We start from the raw sequence: 13,917 nt of genomic DNA, 5'->3' as shown, positions 1-13,917 counted from the left end.
TGGGCGAGCCGATCGGCGACCCATAATCCTGCTATGACCCGCGTTACCTACAGTGCGATCTCGAGCTTCTCCCGCGTCCGCATCCTGTTCCTGCTGCAGGAGCGACCCGAGCGGACCGTCACCGAACTGTGCGAGGCGACGGGCCTGCACGCGAACACCGTGCGTGAACACCTGCAGCGGCTCGTCGACGGCGGCTACGTGGTGGCCGAGACCGAGCACCGCACCACACGCGGCCGCCCGCGAGTGCTCTATTCGGCAGCGACCGGGCAGGACAGAGACTCGACCAGCGCAGTCGCACGCCACAAGGCCCGGGCTGCTGCGCAGCGCGGTGACCTGATGCGTCGGGTCATGCCGTGGACGGATGTCGACGACCTGCCGACAGAGGCCGTCCATCAGCTCGATGCCCTGGTGGAGGATCTCGGGGACGGCGGGTTCGATCCCATCGTCGACGAGTCGACACTGACCGTCGACCTCTCCCCCTGCCCCCACGCCTCGGCCAGCGCGCGCGACCGGGAGACGCTGTGCGCTGTGCACCTGGGCCTCATGGACGGCGTGCTCTCCCAAGCCGGGGGGCCGCTCCGGGTCGACTGCATGACGGCGTCTCGGCATCCTGAACGGTGTGTGGTGAAGCTTCTTGCCGCGCACGCTTCGCGCCCCGCGGAACTCGTCGCGAGCTGAGCGGACCAAGGTCCTCCTCCGGCATTGCCGCCAGCGAGGTACCGTGATGTGGTCAGACACCGGCAAGGGCGACTTATTCACGGCCCTAACTTTCACCCCGGCTGATAGAGCCGGGGGTAGCGTGACCACCAGTACACAACCTCGATCTGGGGGGGAATAATCATGGATCTGCTCGATCCGCTGCTGCTAGCCCGATGGCAGTTTGGCCTCACGACGCTGTACCACTTCCTGTTCGTGCCGCTGACCCTCGGCATGTCGGTCACCGTCGCGATCTTCCAGACCGTCTGGTACCGCACCGGCGACGTCAAGTGGCTGCACCTGACGCGGTTCTTCGGGAAGATCTTCCTGATCAACTTCGCGATGGGAGTCGTGACCGGCATCGTGCAGGAGTTCCAGTTCGGCATGAACTGGTCGTCCTACTCGCGTTTCGTCGGTGATGTCTTCGGCGCCCCCCTCGCCTTCGAAGGGCTGATGGCGTTCTTCTTCGAAGCCACCTTCATCGGCCTGTGGATCTTCGGATGGGACAAACTCCCGAAGGGGCTGCACCTGGCATCCATCTGGATCGCCTCGATCGGCGCGCTGCTGTCGGCATACATCATCATCGCTGCGAACGCGTTCATGCAGAACCCGGTCGGCTACCAGATGGCCGAGGACGGCTCGCGCGCCGAAATGAACAACTTCCTCGAGGTCGTCTTCAACCCGATCGCCCTGGCGGCGTTCCCGCACACAATCTTCGCGGCGTTCATGTTCTCGTCGGGCGTGGTGATCGCCGCGGCGGCCTGGCACATGGCCCGCAAGCGAAACATCGAGATGATGCGCCCCGCCCTGAAGTTCGGGCTGTGGGGCATGATCGTCGCCTTCGCTGGCACCTTCCTGGCCGGCGACCAGCTGGGTCTGGTCATGGTCTCCACCCAGCCGATGAAGATGGCAGCTGCCGAGGCGCTGTTCAACTCGGCGTGTGGTGCTGACGCATCGTTCTCGATCTTCTCGATCGGAACCCCCGACGGCACCGGTGAAATCTGGTCGATCCGCGTCCCGTATCTGCTTTCGCTGCTGTCGACACACACGCTCGACGGATGCGTCGAAGGCATCAACGACCTGAACGCGCAGTACGCCGCGCAGTGGCCGGATCTTGCCGCGCAGGTGGACGGCGTCTTCAACCCCGTGCTGTGGATCACCTACTGGTCGTTCCGCTGGATGATGGGCCTCGGCTTCCTCGCGACCTTCATCGCGATCGTGGGCCTGTGGCTGACCCGCAAGAACGCCAAGCGCGAGGTGCCCCGCTGGGCGTGGAGCGTCGCGATCTGGACGGCACCCATCGCACTCGTAGCCTCGCTCGTCGGCTGGGTGTTCACCGAGATGGGACGCCAACCGTGGATCGTGTTCAGCCTCATGCTGACCGAAGACGGCGTATCGCCGAGCGTTCCCGGCTGGTCGGTGCTGATCTCGCTGGTCGCCTTCACCGCTATCTACGCATCGCTTGCGGTGGTCGAATTCGGCCTCATCCTCAAGACCGTGCACAAGGGACCGGATCCGCTCCCCGAGCCGGGCAGCGCGGATGCCGAACCGACCTCACGCGAAGACACCCCGACGACGGTCTACTAGGAGCTGATCATCATGGATCTCGCATACCTCTGGTTCTGGATCGTCGGAGTGCTGTTCGTCGGCTACTTCGTGCTCGACGGCTTCGACTTCGGCGTGGGAATGTCGCTCCCCTTCCTCGGCAAGGACGAGGTCGGAAAGCGTCAGATCATCAACACGATCGGTCCCGTCTGGGACTTCAACGAGACCTGGCTCATCGTCGCCGGCGCCTGCCTGTTCGCGGCCTACCCCGAGTGGTACGCGTCGCTGTTCAGCGGGTTCTACCTGGCGCTGCTGCTGATCCTGCTCGCCCTCATCCTGCGCGGCGTCTCATTCGAGTACCGCCACCAGCGCGAGGGCCTGCGGTGGAAGAAGGGCTTCGACACGATGATCGTCATCGGGTCGGTGCTGCCGGCGCTGCTGTGGGGTGTCGCTGTCGCGAACCTCGTCCAAGGTGTGCCGCTGGATGAGAACCACGAGTACACCGGTTCTCTCCTGACGCTGCTCAACCCGTACGGACTGCTCGGCGGCATCACGCTCGTGCTGGTGCTCTTCCTGCACGGCCTGTACTTCATCGGCCTCAAGACCGACGCTCAGGTGCATCAGGATGCCAAGCGCCTCGCGACCCGGGTCGGGTTCATCACCGTCGTGGTCGCTGCAGCGTTCCTGATCTGGACGATCTTCATCGCTGCAGCTCACGAAGCGCCGCTCCTGCCGCTGGTGATCGCAGCCGCAGCCCTGGCGGCCGTCGCCCTGCTGCTGTCGATGTTCTTCCACACGAAGGAGCGCGAGGGCTGGGCGTTCACGGCGGGGATCTTCACCGTCGCGTTCGCGGTACTCACGCTGTGGATGTCGATGTTCCCGAACGTGATGCGCTCGTCCACGGATGTCGCGTTCAGCCTCACGATCGAGAACGCCTCGAGCACCGACTACACCCTCACGATCATGTCGTGGGCGGCGCTGATCTTCCTCCCGCTGGTCCTCGCGTACCAGGGCTGGACGTACTGGGTGTTCCGCAAGCGCGTCACCCGGTCGCGGATCGAGAAGGCGGAGCTCGTCAAACACTGAACCGGCCAAACACCGAGATTGTCGAGGACCGCCTGGCGCTGCGCCAGGCGGTCCTTGCGTTCAGCCGTCGTCGCCGATGCACCCTGCAATTCGCACGTGGTCTGAGAGCGCCCGCGCAAACGGCGTCGCAGGATGACCCATTACCTCGCGAACCGACCCGTACTGCGTCACTCGCCCCCGCTCGATCACGACGAGTCGGTCGGCGATGGCGAGGGCGTCAACCGGATCGTGGGTGATGACCACAGCCGTGCTGCATAACTGGTCTGCCAGCAGCATCCGGATCTCTGCCGCCGTCTGAATATCAAGCGCGGTCAGGGGTTCATCGAGCAGCACGAGCCGCGGTTCCACGGCGAGTGCGCGAGCCACAGCCACCCGCTGCTGCTGCCCACCCGAGAGCTGGGCCGGCATCCGATTGCCGAACCCGGCAAGTCCGACGCGGTCGAGCCATTCATCGGCGGCATGCCCTGACTCGGTGCGGGAATGACCCCGCGCGCGAGGGCCGAACGCAACGTTCTCACGGGCACTGAGGTGAGGAAAGAGGCGGGCCTCCTGCCCGAGCAGCACAACCCCGCGATCCATCGGAGCGACATGGATGCCACGGCGCGCCGTGCCCCCTCGCACCGAAGCGTCGGCAATCACATCCCCGTCGAGTTCGATGCGACCGGCATCCAGGCGGACGAAGCCGGCGAGCGCAGCCAACAACGTCGACTTCCCCGCGCCGCTCGGCCCCATCACCGCAACCCGCTCGCCCGGTGCGAGATCCAGGTGCAGGTCCAGGTCGAAGAGCGATGATCGGATGACCCGCATCCGCGCCGAAAGCTGTGCCGTCATCCGGGAACTCCCCGTCTCGGTGCCTCGCCTCGCCACCCGCGCACGAGCAACAGCACAGCCAACGCCGTCACCAGCAGGAGCAGCGAGAGCGCCACTGCAGTTCCTTGCGTGACACCGGCCCCGTTGAAGGCTGTGTAGATCGCCAGCGGCATCGTCTGGGTCACCCCGGGCGCATTGCCGGCGAACAGCGCCGTGGCGCCGAACTCACCGATCGCACGTGCGAAGCTCAGCACCACGCCGGCGATCAGCCCGGGTGCTGCGAGGGGAAGAGTCACGCGGCTCAGAATCACCCATCGCCCGGCGCCGAGCCCAGCGGCGACCTGCTCGAGATCGGTGCCCGTGGCGCGAAGCGATCCCTCCACGGCCAGGACCAGGAACGGCAGCGCCACGAAGGTCTGGGCCATGATGACCGCGGTCGTGGTGAACGGCAACGCCATGCCGGCCTCGGCGAGCAGGCTACCGACCCAGCCGCGACGCCCGAACAGAAAGAGCAGGGCCACTCCCCCCACCATCGGGGGAAGCACCAGGGGAACCGTCACGAGGGCTCGCAACACCGCAGCCGTGCGAGGCGACGACCGGGCGATCAGCAAGGCGAGGGGAAGGCCCAGCAGCACACAGAGCCCCGTCGCGGCCAGTCCCGTTCCCAGCGACAACCCGAGAGCTTGTGCAGCCTCGGTCGAGGTGATGTCAGCCCAGAAGGTGCCCCACTGCACCCGGGCGATGAGCGCGATGAGTGGCAGGACGAGAAACGCGAGGCCGAGCAGCGCCGGAACGATCAACGCACGCGGAAGAAGCGTTCCGGTTCCCGTGCTCACGGCGCACCGAATCCGAACGAAGCAAGGACGCGCTGTCCTTCGAGTCCGCTGACATAGGTGATGAACGCTGCCGCTGCCTGAGGCGAGGCGGCGGCGCGGAGCGCAGCGATGGGATAGAGATTCACGACGGCCTCGGCACCATCGGGAACGATCGATTCGACGTCTTCGCGACCGGCGACATCCGTGCGGTACACCAGGCCCGCATCGGCCTCGCCGGCAGCGACTTTGGTGAGCACCGCGGTGACGTTCTGCTCGAGACTCGCGGGTGCGACTGACACGTCAGCACCCGCAAGGAGCCTCTGCGACGCCGAACCGCACGGCACCTCCGGAGCACATAAGACGACAGACAGGTCCGGATCGGCCAGGTCGGCGAGCTCTGAGACATCCGCCGGGTTGCCCGCGGGCACGACGATCACGAGAGTGTTCGAGGCGAACAGCTGCGGAGCCTCGGCAAGCCCGGCATCGACAACTGTCGCCATGGTCGACTCGTTCGCTGCGGCAAAGACGTCAGCTGGCGCTCCCTCGACGATCTGTGTCGCCAGGGTGGCGGAGCCGTCGTAGGTGATCGGGCGGACGTCCACGTCGGGGTAGGCGTCTTCGAACCGCGCGGCGATCTCCGTGAACGCCCCCTGGAGCGACGCCGCAGCGAAGACCGTCAGCTCGCCAGAGACCTCGGGCGTCGAGGCGGTCGGTGATTCGTCTGTGTACACCGCCGAACAGCCGGCCAGAACGAGCACGAAAGCAGCGGCGAGCGCGGCGCGGGCTACGAGCGGAAGAGTCACTGCTCAGTCCTTCGGTGCTTCAACGATGACTGTCGTCGCCTTGACGACTGCCGCGGCAAGCGATCCGACCTCGAGGTCTAGCTCGCGAACGGCCTCTGCTGACATGAGGGATACGACCCGGTGGGGGCCGGACTGGATGTCGACCTGGGCCATCACCCCGTCAATCTGCACACGGGTCACCAGGCCCACGAATCGATTACGGGCGCTCGAGAGCACGTCGGATGCCTCGGCTGCCTGCTGTGCGCGCTCCACCGCGCGCTGGGCGAGCGCGTCGCCGGGGATCTCGGCCGGGCTTGCTCCCGTTGTGGCGAGACTGCCCGCCTCAATCCACCGCCGGACGGTGTCATCGCTCACCCCGAGCAGACGGGCAGCATCGGCAATGCGATAAGCGTGCATCCTCAAACCCTAACATTCCGTGAATGCGGGCATCTGGAGGTATAAGTTCCGCTTGCGCGGCCTGCCATGCGGATTCTTTCCGATGCTGCGGCCGCAGATGCCTGCCGCAGCAGCGGGACCTTTGGCACGGTCGACCTGGGCGTCGGCCCGACGAAATGAGGCAGACTCGATTCATGCCCGCCGAGCAGGACCGACCAGCCCGTCGGGGACCTGTCGACCCTCGTCTCCTTCGTTACGCGCGAAGCTCCCGCGGCTTCTTCGCCCTGATCGCGGTCATCGGCCTTGCCCAGACCTTGACGATCGTCGCCTTCGCCTGGTTCCTCACGACGGGAATCGTTAGCGCGATCGACGGGGTGCGGCTGAACGAGCTAGCGCCGACGCTGATGGCGCTCGGCGCCACGATCGCTGTGCGCGCTGTCTTGATCTGGGCGCGGGAGGCAGCTTCATCTCGAGCTGCCGCACGCGTCGAGAGCGAGTTGCGCGATCACCTCGTGGGCGCAGTCAGCACACTCGGTCCGGAGTGGCTCGCTAACCGGAACACCGCGCAGCTCGCGGTAACTGCGGGCCGCGGACTCGAAGCCCTGGATGCCTACTTCGGCCGCTACCTGCCGCAGCTGGTGCTCACCGCGATCGCCACCCCCATCCTGGTCGGTGTCATGTGGTGGCAGGACTGGCTCAGCGGCCTGATCGTGCTGCTGACCCTCCCCCTCATTCCGATCTTCATGGTTCTCATCGGGCTAGCCACCCGGGCCGTGCAGCAGCGCCAGTGGCAAACGCTTGGCCAGCTCGCCGCGCGCTTCAGCGACACCGTGCAGGGGCTGTCGACCCTGAAGGTGTTCGGCCGTCAGCACCGCGCCGCGGCCTCGATCGAGAGCGTCACGACACGGTACCGGCGCGAGACGATGAAGGTCCTCCGGGTCTCATTCCTCTCGGGCTTCATGCTCGAGTTCCTCGCCTCGATCGCCGTCGCGATCGTCGCCGTCACGATCGGCTTCCGCCTGCTCGACGGTTCCCTGGCTCTCACGGTCGGCCTGTTCGTGCTCCTCCTCGCACCCGAGGCATATCTCCCGCTTCGTCAGGTCGGCGTCCAGTTCCATGCTGCAGCGGAGGGCGTCGCCGCAACCGACGACATCTTCGACGTCCTGGATGCCTACTCCACCACGGTCGGCGGAGGTGGGCGGTCCCTAGACACCCGAGATGGAGCCGAACTCGTGCTCGATGAACTCGCCGTCCATCGCGGTGAGCGTGTTCTGCCCGCCATCAGCCTTCGGGCCCGGCCCGGCCTCGTGACCCTCATTGAGGGCCCCAGCGGCGCGGGCAAGTCGAGCATCCTCGCCGCTCTGCGCCGTGCAGCGGGCTACTCCGGCGCAGCCAGCTACGGTGGCATCGAGATCGCCGCCCTCGATCCTGCCGGATGGCTCGCCTGGGCGGGGCAGCAACCTGGACTCATCTCCGGCACTGTCGCTGCGAACGTCGCCCTGGGCGATACCCGCCCCGATGCCGCGCTCGTCGCCCGGGCGCTGCGCTTGGCGTGCGCCGACGAGATCCACCCCGAGAAAGAACTCGGCGTCCAGGGAGCAGGGCTCTCCGGCGGCCAGGCGCAGCGCGTCGCGGTGGCGCGGGCGTTCTATCGACACCTCCGGAAAGCGGCGAGCGTCATCGCGCTCGACGAACCCAGCGCGGCACTGGATGCCGAGACCGAGGCGCGACTGTGGGCATCCGTTCGCGAGCTCGCCGACGCCGGCGCGACAGTTCTCTTGGTTTCCCATCGCGAGAGCGCGCGCGCGATCGCCGATCAGATCGTCACGGTGACCGTGAGCGAGGTGATGGCATGACCACGGCACGCGACGTCCTCCGGGGCGCGATGCCGCCGCTGCGTCGGTTCTGGCCGGGAGCGGCTTCCGCGTTCATCTCAGAGGCGTCAGCGGTAGGGCTGCTGGCGACCAGCGCGTGGCTGATCGTTCGCTCCAGCGAGATGGTGCCGGTGCTCTATATCTCTGTAGCGGTCGTCGGCGTGCGCTTCTTCGCGCTGACCCGATCGGTCTTCCGGTATGTCGACCGGCTCGCCGGGCATGACGCTGCACTGCGCCAACTCGCCACGACACGCACCGACATGGTGCGCCGCCTCATTCCGCTCGCGCCCGACGGGCTCACCCGCACCAGGCGCGGGTCTGTCCTCGGCGCACTGGTGGACGACGTCGACGATCTTCAAAACCTGCCCCTGCGCGTCGTGCAGCCTCTGGTCGCATCCGCGACAGTGGCGCTGGCAGCTGTCGTACTCGTGACGATCATTTCGTGGCCCGCGGGGCTGACGCTGCTTGCCTGCCTCGCCATCGCCGCGCTCATCGCTGTCGGCTGGGGGTGGGCAGCCGGCGCCCGGGCGGAGCGGGCGATTGCCCCCCTGCGCTCCCGGCTCGCCGATGCTCTCCTCGATCATCTCGGCAGCCTCGATGTGCTTCTTGCCTACGGCGCCGAAGAGGCCAGCCGCACCCGCATCCAGGAAGCCGACAGCAAACTCCGCCGCGCAATCATCCGGCGCACAGGCGCACAGGCTGGAGCCGCGGGGATCATCTCGCTGCTTGCGGGGGCCGCCTCGCTCGCAGCGATCCTCGTAACGATGCCCGCCGTCGCAACCGGAACTCTTACGGGCCCGAACCTTGCGGTGGCGGTCCTCGTCCCGATGGCGGTCTTCGAGGTCTTCGCCGCGGTGCCGCTGGCCGCCGCCGCCTGGCGCCAGGTTCACGCATCGGCAGAGCGCATCGCTGCAGCTCTCCCCGCCGAGCCCCCGGCGGGGATCGTCCGCGATGAGCCTCTCGCGACCGGAGCGGCCCCCGCTCTCGGCGACGGAATCGTTCTGCGCGATCTCTCGGCCACCTGGCCACACTCGGACGACGCAGCGCTGCGCGACATCGCGCTCGAGATCCGTCCCGGCGAAAGACTTCTGGTCGTCGGGTCATCGGGTGCGGGCAAATCGACCCTGGCGCACGCGCTGGTGCGCTTCCTCGACAGCACCGGCGAGTACCGCATCGGAGATACCGACGCGCACGCGATCGCCTCGGACGACCTGCGCAGAACCGTCGGACTGTGTGAGCAGAGCCCCATGCTGTTCGATGAAGACATCCGACAGAACCTGCTCTTTGCGCGCGACGACGCCACGGATGCCGATCTCGAGGCGGTCCTTGAGCGCGTCGGACTCGGACCGTGGCTGCGAGAGCGCGGCGGGCTGGATGCCCGGGTCGGTGAGCGGGGGCAGCTGGTCTCGGGCGGCCAAGCACAACGGATCGCCCTAGCCCGTGCGCTGCTGCATGGGTTCCCCGTCCTGGTTCTTGACGAACCGACCGCTGGCGTTGACCCCGCGGCATCGGATGCGCTGCTCATCGACCTGCTCTCGGCCGTCGAGCCGCACCAATGCGTCGTGCTGATCTCGCACGTCACCGTCCCGGAGGGATTGGTCGACCGCGTCGTGCGCCTGGAGCGCGGCGCTCTGGCCTAGACGTCAACCCGTTCCGCATCCTCGACGAAGGTCTCGGCGGTCGCCGCGATTCGATTGGCCATCCCGCTGAAGATGAACCCGTGAAAGGGCAGCACGGCGAACCAGTACAGGCGCCCGGCAAGTCCGTGCGGGAAGAAAACGGCGCGCTGCTCATAGCGCGATCCGGTCTCGGTCGGGACTGCCCGCAGTTCAAGCCACGCCAGACCCGGAACCTTCATCTCGGCCCGCAGCCGCAGGAAGCTCCCGTGCTCGATCGCTTCGACACGCCAGAAGTCGAGGGCATCACCGGCTGACAGCCGACCCTTGCTCCGGCGTCCGCGCTGCAGCCCCACTCCCCCCACGAGTCGGTCCATCCATCCCCGAATCGCCCACAGCAGGGGCGAGGAGTACCAGCCGTTCTGCCCACCGATGCCCTCGATCACCCGCCACAGCGCGGATGCCGGTGCGGGAGTCGTCGCGGAACGCTCATCGACGAACACGACCTGACCGGCCCAGTCTGGGTCACTCGGCAACGGGCTGGAGGGCACATCCAAGAGCTCCGCATCGGCCCAGCTCGTCTCGACGGTGTCCTCCTTCTCGCGGCTAAGAGCCAGAGCCACGGCATCCCGGTACCGCATGAGCCCGTCGCCTGGCCGAGGGATGAGATCATCGACAGCCCAGGAGCGCACGACACAGTCAACCTGCAGCGACTCGACCAGCGGGCGAGCGATAGCGGCGGGGATCGGCGTGACGAGGTTGACCCACAGCGAGGCGAGACGCGGGGTGAGCACGGGGAGTGCGGCAATCGCGCGCTGCGGGAGGCCCGCGACGACCGCGTACCCGTTCATCATCTGCCCGTACCGCAACACGTCGGGGCCGCCGATGTCGACGGCCGTGTTCACCTCAGCGGGAACGTGCGCCGCACCGAGCAGGTAGTGCAACACGTCGCGCACCGCGATCGGCTGGATGCAGTTGCGCACCCACTTGGGCGCTGGCATGTAGGGAAGAACATCGGTCAGGTGCCGCACCATCTCGAACGACGCCGACCCCGACCCGATGACGACACCCGCCTGCAGCACGAGCGTCGGCACTCCCGAGGCGAGCAGGATCTCGCCGACCTCGACGCGACTGCGAAGGTGAGGCGACAGCGGAGCGTCGTCGGGATGAAGGCCACCGAGGTACACGATGCGGGCCACGGATGCCGCAGCTGCGGCATCCGCCACGGTGGTGGCAACGTCGTGGTCGGTCTGCTCGAAAGACCGACCCGACATCATGGAGTGGATGAGGTAGTAGAGAACGTCAACGTCGCGCACGGCGTCGGCAACGGCATCCGGGTCCTTCGCGTCGCCAGCGACGACCTCGACGCGATCGCCCCACGAGAAGGCGGCGACGCGCTCCGGATGGCGGGCAAGCACCCGCACGCGATATCCGGCGTTCAGAAGCCGCGGAACAAGTCGTCCGCCGAGATATCCGGTGGCACCGAGCACGAGCGTGCGCGGCTTCTCGCCGTCGGCACGGGCTGAAGCTGCGAGAGCAGGCTCGCGGCCGGTCGGGGCGGTGAGGTCTTCCACACCGGCAGGCTAACGCGGACCCGACCCCTCGGGGCCGCCCAGCGACATTCCAAACGCTTGAACTCCCTCGTGCGAGGCGAGCCTTGCGAACCCGAGACGGTCGTAGAAGGCGAGAGCTGACGTGTTGGCCGCATCGGCGACCAGGTGCACGCCCGAGACTCCGCGCTCACGGAGGGTCTCGATGAGCGCGTCGATCAACCGTCGCCCCCATCCCTGGCCCTGCGCCTGTGGGAGCAGGTCGATGTGCAGATGAGCGGGATAGGCGTCACCGTAGGGTTCGGCTCCTGCGCGTCTGGCGGCTGCATGACGCAGGATGCCGGCGGTTCGCTCCGCACGCGGATCTCCGGCGTCGACATCCGGAGCCCACCGCGACCGGCGCTCGGGCCACCACGACGTGCTGAACCAGTCCTCGAAAGACCTCGTATCGGGCGCGCAGACGAGATACCCGACGGGCTCACCGTCGACGTCGACCACGAAAGCGTAGTCCGGGTGCCGCGCAAGGTAGGGGCGCAGGAACACCTCGGGCCAGATCTCGTCGTCGGTCAGGATGCCTCTCGCATCGGCTCCGGCATCCGCAGTGCGAATGCACACCGACGACAGCGCCGCCTTGTCCTCGGGGCGAAATGCTCGAATCCTGGCCACGCCCCGATCGTACGCGGGGGTGGCTACCCTGCAATGAGGTGCGAGGATGGCGGGGGGAGGACGAACGCGTGGGTGTGAGCACTGGTCGGGTGTCCGAGATCGCACAGCGCATCGCGCGGCCGGTGCGCAACCTGCTCCGCGCGCTTCTGGCGCCTCTCACCAGAACCCGGCTCTTCCGCGCGGCAGGTCCCCGCCTGCTCCCCCCGGTCGAGCGGTTCTTCGCCGCCCTCAGCGGCGGCCGAGTGCAGCTCAGCGCCGTCCTGGTTCCCTCACTCGTTCTCCACACGACCGGGGCCAGAAGCGGTCTCATCCGTGATGTTCCGCTGATGTACACCCCCGACGGACAGGGCCGGGCGATCGTCGCCGGGACCAACTTCGCCGGCGAACGCCACCCCGCTTGGACGACGAATCTGCTCGCCCATCCGGATGCTGCGATCACGGTTCGCGGGCGGCGGATGCTCGTGCACGCGACCGTCATCCCAGACGACCAGCGAAACGCCGTATGGGCTCGCATCGAGTCGCAGTGGCCCGGTTATCGCGCGTACGAGCGAGAGTCCCACCGCACGGTGCGGCTGTTCCGGCTTCAGCCCGTGCTGCGCCACGCAGCGACAGCGGGCTGGGAGCCGGATCCTACGGAGTGAGGGCCTGCACCGTCCGCGGCCGCACGATCGTCCACAGTGCGATGACCGCGATCGCTCCGCATCCGACCATGACCGATGCCATTGTCGTGGCGGTGATGCCGGCACTGGCAGAGAGCCAGCCGACGAGAGGCGAGACCGCGCCTGCCACACCGAAGTTCACGGCGCCGAGGATGGATGCTGCCGTCCCCGCCGCCTTGCCGTGGCGATCGAGCGCGAGCACCTGCACACACGGGAAGCCGAAGCCGACCGACGTGATGAACAGGAAGAGGGGAACCATCGTTCCCCACAGGCCGAGACCCAAGCTGTCGGCGAGGATGATGGCAGAACCGAACACGACGGTGCCGGCCGTCGAGAACGCCAGCACCCACTGGGGGCCGAACCGGGCAGCCAGCCGCGAGGCCATCTGCACACCGAAGACGATGCCCAGGGAGTTCACGGCGAACAGCAGACCGTATGCCTGCGGATCGAACCCGTAGCCCTCCTGAAAGAGGAAGGGCGAGGCCGACAGGTATGAGAACAGGCCGCTGAAGTTCATCCCGCCGATCACCAGAACGCCCAGGAACACGCGGTCGCTGAGCACCGACCGGTAGCGCTGCCAGGTCGTGGTGCTCCCCTTGTCGTGCCGACGGGCCGGCGGCAGGGTCTCGGGGATGATGAAGATCGTGCTGACGAGCATCACCACGCCGTACACGGCGAGAACGACGAAGATCCCCTGCCACGGCATGACGATCAGAAGCGCCGAGCCGATGAGAGGCGCAACGACCGGGGCAACACCGCTCACGAGTGCGAGTCGACTGAGCATCACGACCAGCCGCTTCCCGCCGAACAGGTCGCGCACGATCGCCATTGCAACCACGCCTCCCGCGGCAGCCCCCACTCCCATGAAGAACCGGGCGGCGCCGAGGGTGATGAGCGTCGGCGAGAGCGCTGCAGCTGCGCTGGCCAGCACATGCAGCACGGTCACGGCGATCAGCGGCATCCGTCGCCCGACTTTGTCGCTGAGCGGGCCTACGACCAGCTGCCCGACAGCGAAGCCGATCATCGTGCCCGTCAGGGTGAGTTGAATCGCCGCCGACGTCGTCTGGAAGTCGGCCTCGAGCACCGGGAAGGCCGGGAGGTAGAGGTCGATCGTGAACGGCCCGAGCGCCGTCAGCGCGCCGAGCAGGATGATGTACAGCACGCGGCGCCGCGTGGGGATGGCATCGCCGGGGTGCAGCATGACCGGCGCTGTTGCCGGGTTGGCTCCAAGGGTGCGGATCGCACCGGTCGCCGAACGAAGCCGCACCGATCCGGTCGGGGTGAGCTCCGGCCGGTCAGCAGCAGACGCGTCCGCGGGTGTTACGGGAATGGAGGCAGTGTCGAGCACGGGTTCCGTTCAGGGGGAGGTTGCGCGGGATCGGAGGACCCACGCCCCCGATCGGCGTCGAATCGATTCGACTC

13 protein-coding genes are annotated in these 13,917 nt (G+C 67.4%); 6 read left to right on the top strand and 7 right to left on the bottom strand.

Features of this window, described 5'->3' with window-relative positions; all coding sequences use genetic code 11:
- Nucleotides 1-33: 33 nt before the first annotated feature.
- From LL236_RS06555 to cydB, 3 genes are all read left to right on the top strand, one after another.
- Nucleotides 34-678 (top strand): helix-turn-helix transcriptional regulator, encoded by a 645-nt coding sequence (locus LL236_RS06555; protein WP_228177963.1) that lies wholly within the window; start codon nt 34-36, stop codon nt 676-678.
- 162 nt (nt 679-840) lie between these two features.
- Nucleotides 841-2,283, top strand: coding sequence for a cytochrome ubiquinol oxidase subunit I (locus tag LL236_RS06550; RefSeq protein WP_228177962.1), 1,443 nt, complete (start codon nt 841-843; stop codon nt 2,281-2,283).
- A 12-nt stretch (nt 2,284-2,295) separates the two neighbouring features.
- Nucleotides 2,296-3,327, top strand: coding sequence for a cytochrome d ubiquinol oxidase subunit II (gene cydB, locus LL236_RS06545; protein ID WP_228177961.1), 1,032 nt, complete (start codon nt 2,296-2,298; stop codon nt 3,325-3,327).
- Nucleotides 3,328-3,387: 60 nt separating this feature from the next.
- On the opposite strand, the gene LL236_RS06540 is transcribed toward cydB, so the two are convergent.
- From LL236_RS06540 to LL236_RS06525, 4 genes are read right to left on the bottom strand one after another with little or no spacing between them, the layout of a single operon-like run.
- Complete coding sequence (locus LL236_RS06540) at nt 3,388-4,158, bottom strand: ABC transporter ATP-binding protein (protein WP_228177960.1); 771 nt, start codon at nt 4,156-4,158, stop codon at nt 3,388-3,390.
- Nucleotides 4,155-4,973: an ABC transporter permease gene (locus LL236_RS06535; RefSeq protein WP_228177959.1), complete on the bottom strand. Its 819-nt coding sequence runs from the start codon at nt 4,971-4,973 to the stop codon at nt 4,155-4,157. The genes LL236_RS06540 and LL236_RS06535 overlap by 4 nt, the downstream gene beginning before the upstream one ends.
- Nucleotides 4,970-5,755 carry a molybdate ABC transporter substrate-binding protein gene (gene modA, locus LL236_RS06530; RefSeq protein WP_228177958.1) on the bottom strand — a complete coding sequence of 262 codons (786 nt, stop codon included), beginning with the start codon at nt 5,753-5,755 and terminating at the stop codon, nt 4,970-4,972. The genes LL236_RS06535 and modA overlap by 4 nt, the downstream gene beginning before the upstream one ends.
- A gap of 3 nt (nt 5,756-5,758) precedes the next feature.
- Complete coding sequence (locus LL236_RS06525; RefSeq protein WP_228177957.1) at nt 5,759-6,151, bottom strand: TOBE domain-containing protein; 393 nt, start codon at nt 6,149-6,151, stop codon at nt 5,759-5,761.
- Nucleotides 6,152-6,324: 173 nt separating this feature from the next.
- Between LL236_RS06525 and cydD the strand changes: the two genes are divergently transcribed.
- Nucleotides 6,325-7,986, top strand: coding sequence for a thiol reductant ABC exporter subunit CydD (gene cydD / locus LL236_RS06520; RefSeq protein WP_228177956.1), 1,662 nt, complete (start codon nt 6,325-6,327; stop codon nt 7,984-7,986).
- Nucleotides 7,983-9,644 carry a thiol reductant ABC exporter subunit CydC gene (gene cydC / locus LL236_RS06515; RefSeq protein ID WP_228177955.1) on the top strand — a complete coding sequence of 554 codons (1,662 nt, stop codon included), beginning with the start codon at nt 7,983-7,985 and terminating at the stop codon, nt 9,642-9,644. Before cydD ends, cydC begins: the two co-directional genes overlap by 4 nt.
- On the opposite strand, the gene LL236_RS06510 is transcribed toward cydC, so the two are convergent.
- Both LL236_RS06510 and LL236_RS06505 read right to left on the bottom strand, forming a co-directional pair.
- Complete coding sequence (locus tag LL236_RS06510) at nt 9,641-11,194, bottom strand: SDR family oxidoreductase (protein ID WP_228177954.1); 1,554 nt, start codon at nt 11,192-11,194, stop codon at nt 9,641-9,643. The two genes, cydC and LL236_RS06510, sit on opposite strands and share 4 nt — an antisense overlap.
- 9 nt (nt 11,195-11,203) lie before the next feature.
- The gene (locus tag LL236_RS06505) at nt 11,204-11,836 is read right to left on the bottom strand and encodes a GNAT family N-acetyltransferase (RefSeq protein WP_228177953.1); all 633 of its coding nucleotides are present in this window, start codon (nt 11,834-11,836) and stop codon (nt 11,204-11,206) included.
- 89 nt (nt 11,837-11,925) lie between these two features.
- Between LL236_RS06505 and LL236_RS06500 the strand changes: the two genes are divergently transcribed.
- Nucleotides 11,926-12,477 (top strand): nitroreductase family deazaflavin-dependent oxidoreductase, encoded by a 552-nt coding sequence (locus LL236_RS06500; protein ID WP_228177952.1) that lies wholly within the window; start codon nt 11,926-11,928, stop codon nt 12,475-12,477.
- Here LL236_RS06500 and LL236_RS06495 read toward each other — a convergent pair.
- Nucleotides 12,467-13,843 carry a multidrug effflux MFS transporter gene (locus tag LL236_RS06495; RefSeq protein ID WP_374198014.1) on the bottom strand — a complete coding sequence of 459 codons (1,377 nt, stop codon included), beginning with the start codon at nt 13,841-13,843 and terminating at the stop codon, nt 12,467-12,469. The two genes, LL236_RS06500 and LL236_RS06495, sit on opposite strands and share 11 nt — an antisense overlap.
- Nucleotides 13,844-13,917: the final 74 nt, after the last annotated feature.

Source organism: Microbacterium schleiferi (assembly GCF_020781975.1).
GTDB lineage: Bacteria > Actinomycetota > Actinomycetes > Actinomycetales > Microbacteriaceae > Microbacterium.
This window is presented reverse-complemented; position numbering and strand designations above follow the sequence as displayed.

What these genes read in the sequence shown, in the direction of transcription:
- LL236_RS06555 (WP_228177963.1), top strand. Translation starts at nt 34, where the DNA reads ATGACCCGCGTTACCTACAGTGCGATCTCGAGCTTCTCCCGCGTCCGC.
- LL236_RS06550 (WP_228177962.1), top strand. Translation starts at nt 841, where the DNA reads ATGGATCTGCTCGATCCGCTGCTGCTAGCCCGATGGCAGTTTGGCCTC.
- cydB (WP_228177961.1), top strand. Translation starts at nt 2,296, where the DNA reads ATGGATCTCGCATACCTCTGGTTCTGGATCGTCGGAGTGCTGTTCGTC.
- LL236_RS06540 (WP_228177960.1), bottom strand. Translation starts at nt 4,158, where the DNA reads ATGACGGCACAGCTTTCGGCGCGGATGCGGGTCATCCGATCATCGCTC.
- LL236_RS06525 (WP_228177957.1), bottom strand. Translation starts at nt 6,151, where the DNA reads ATGCACGCTTATCGCATTGCCGATGCTGCCCGTCTGCTCGGGGTGAGC.
- cydD (WP_228177956.1), top strand. Translation starts at nt 6,325, where the DNA reads ATGCCCGCCGAGCAGGACCGACCAGCCCGTCGGGGACCTGTCGACCCT.
- cydC (WP_228177955.1), top strand. Translation starts at nt 7,983, where the DNA reads ATGACCACGGCACGCGACGTCCTCCGGGGCGCGATGCCGCCGCTGCGT.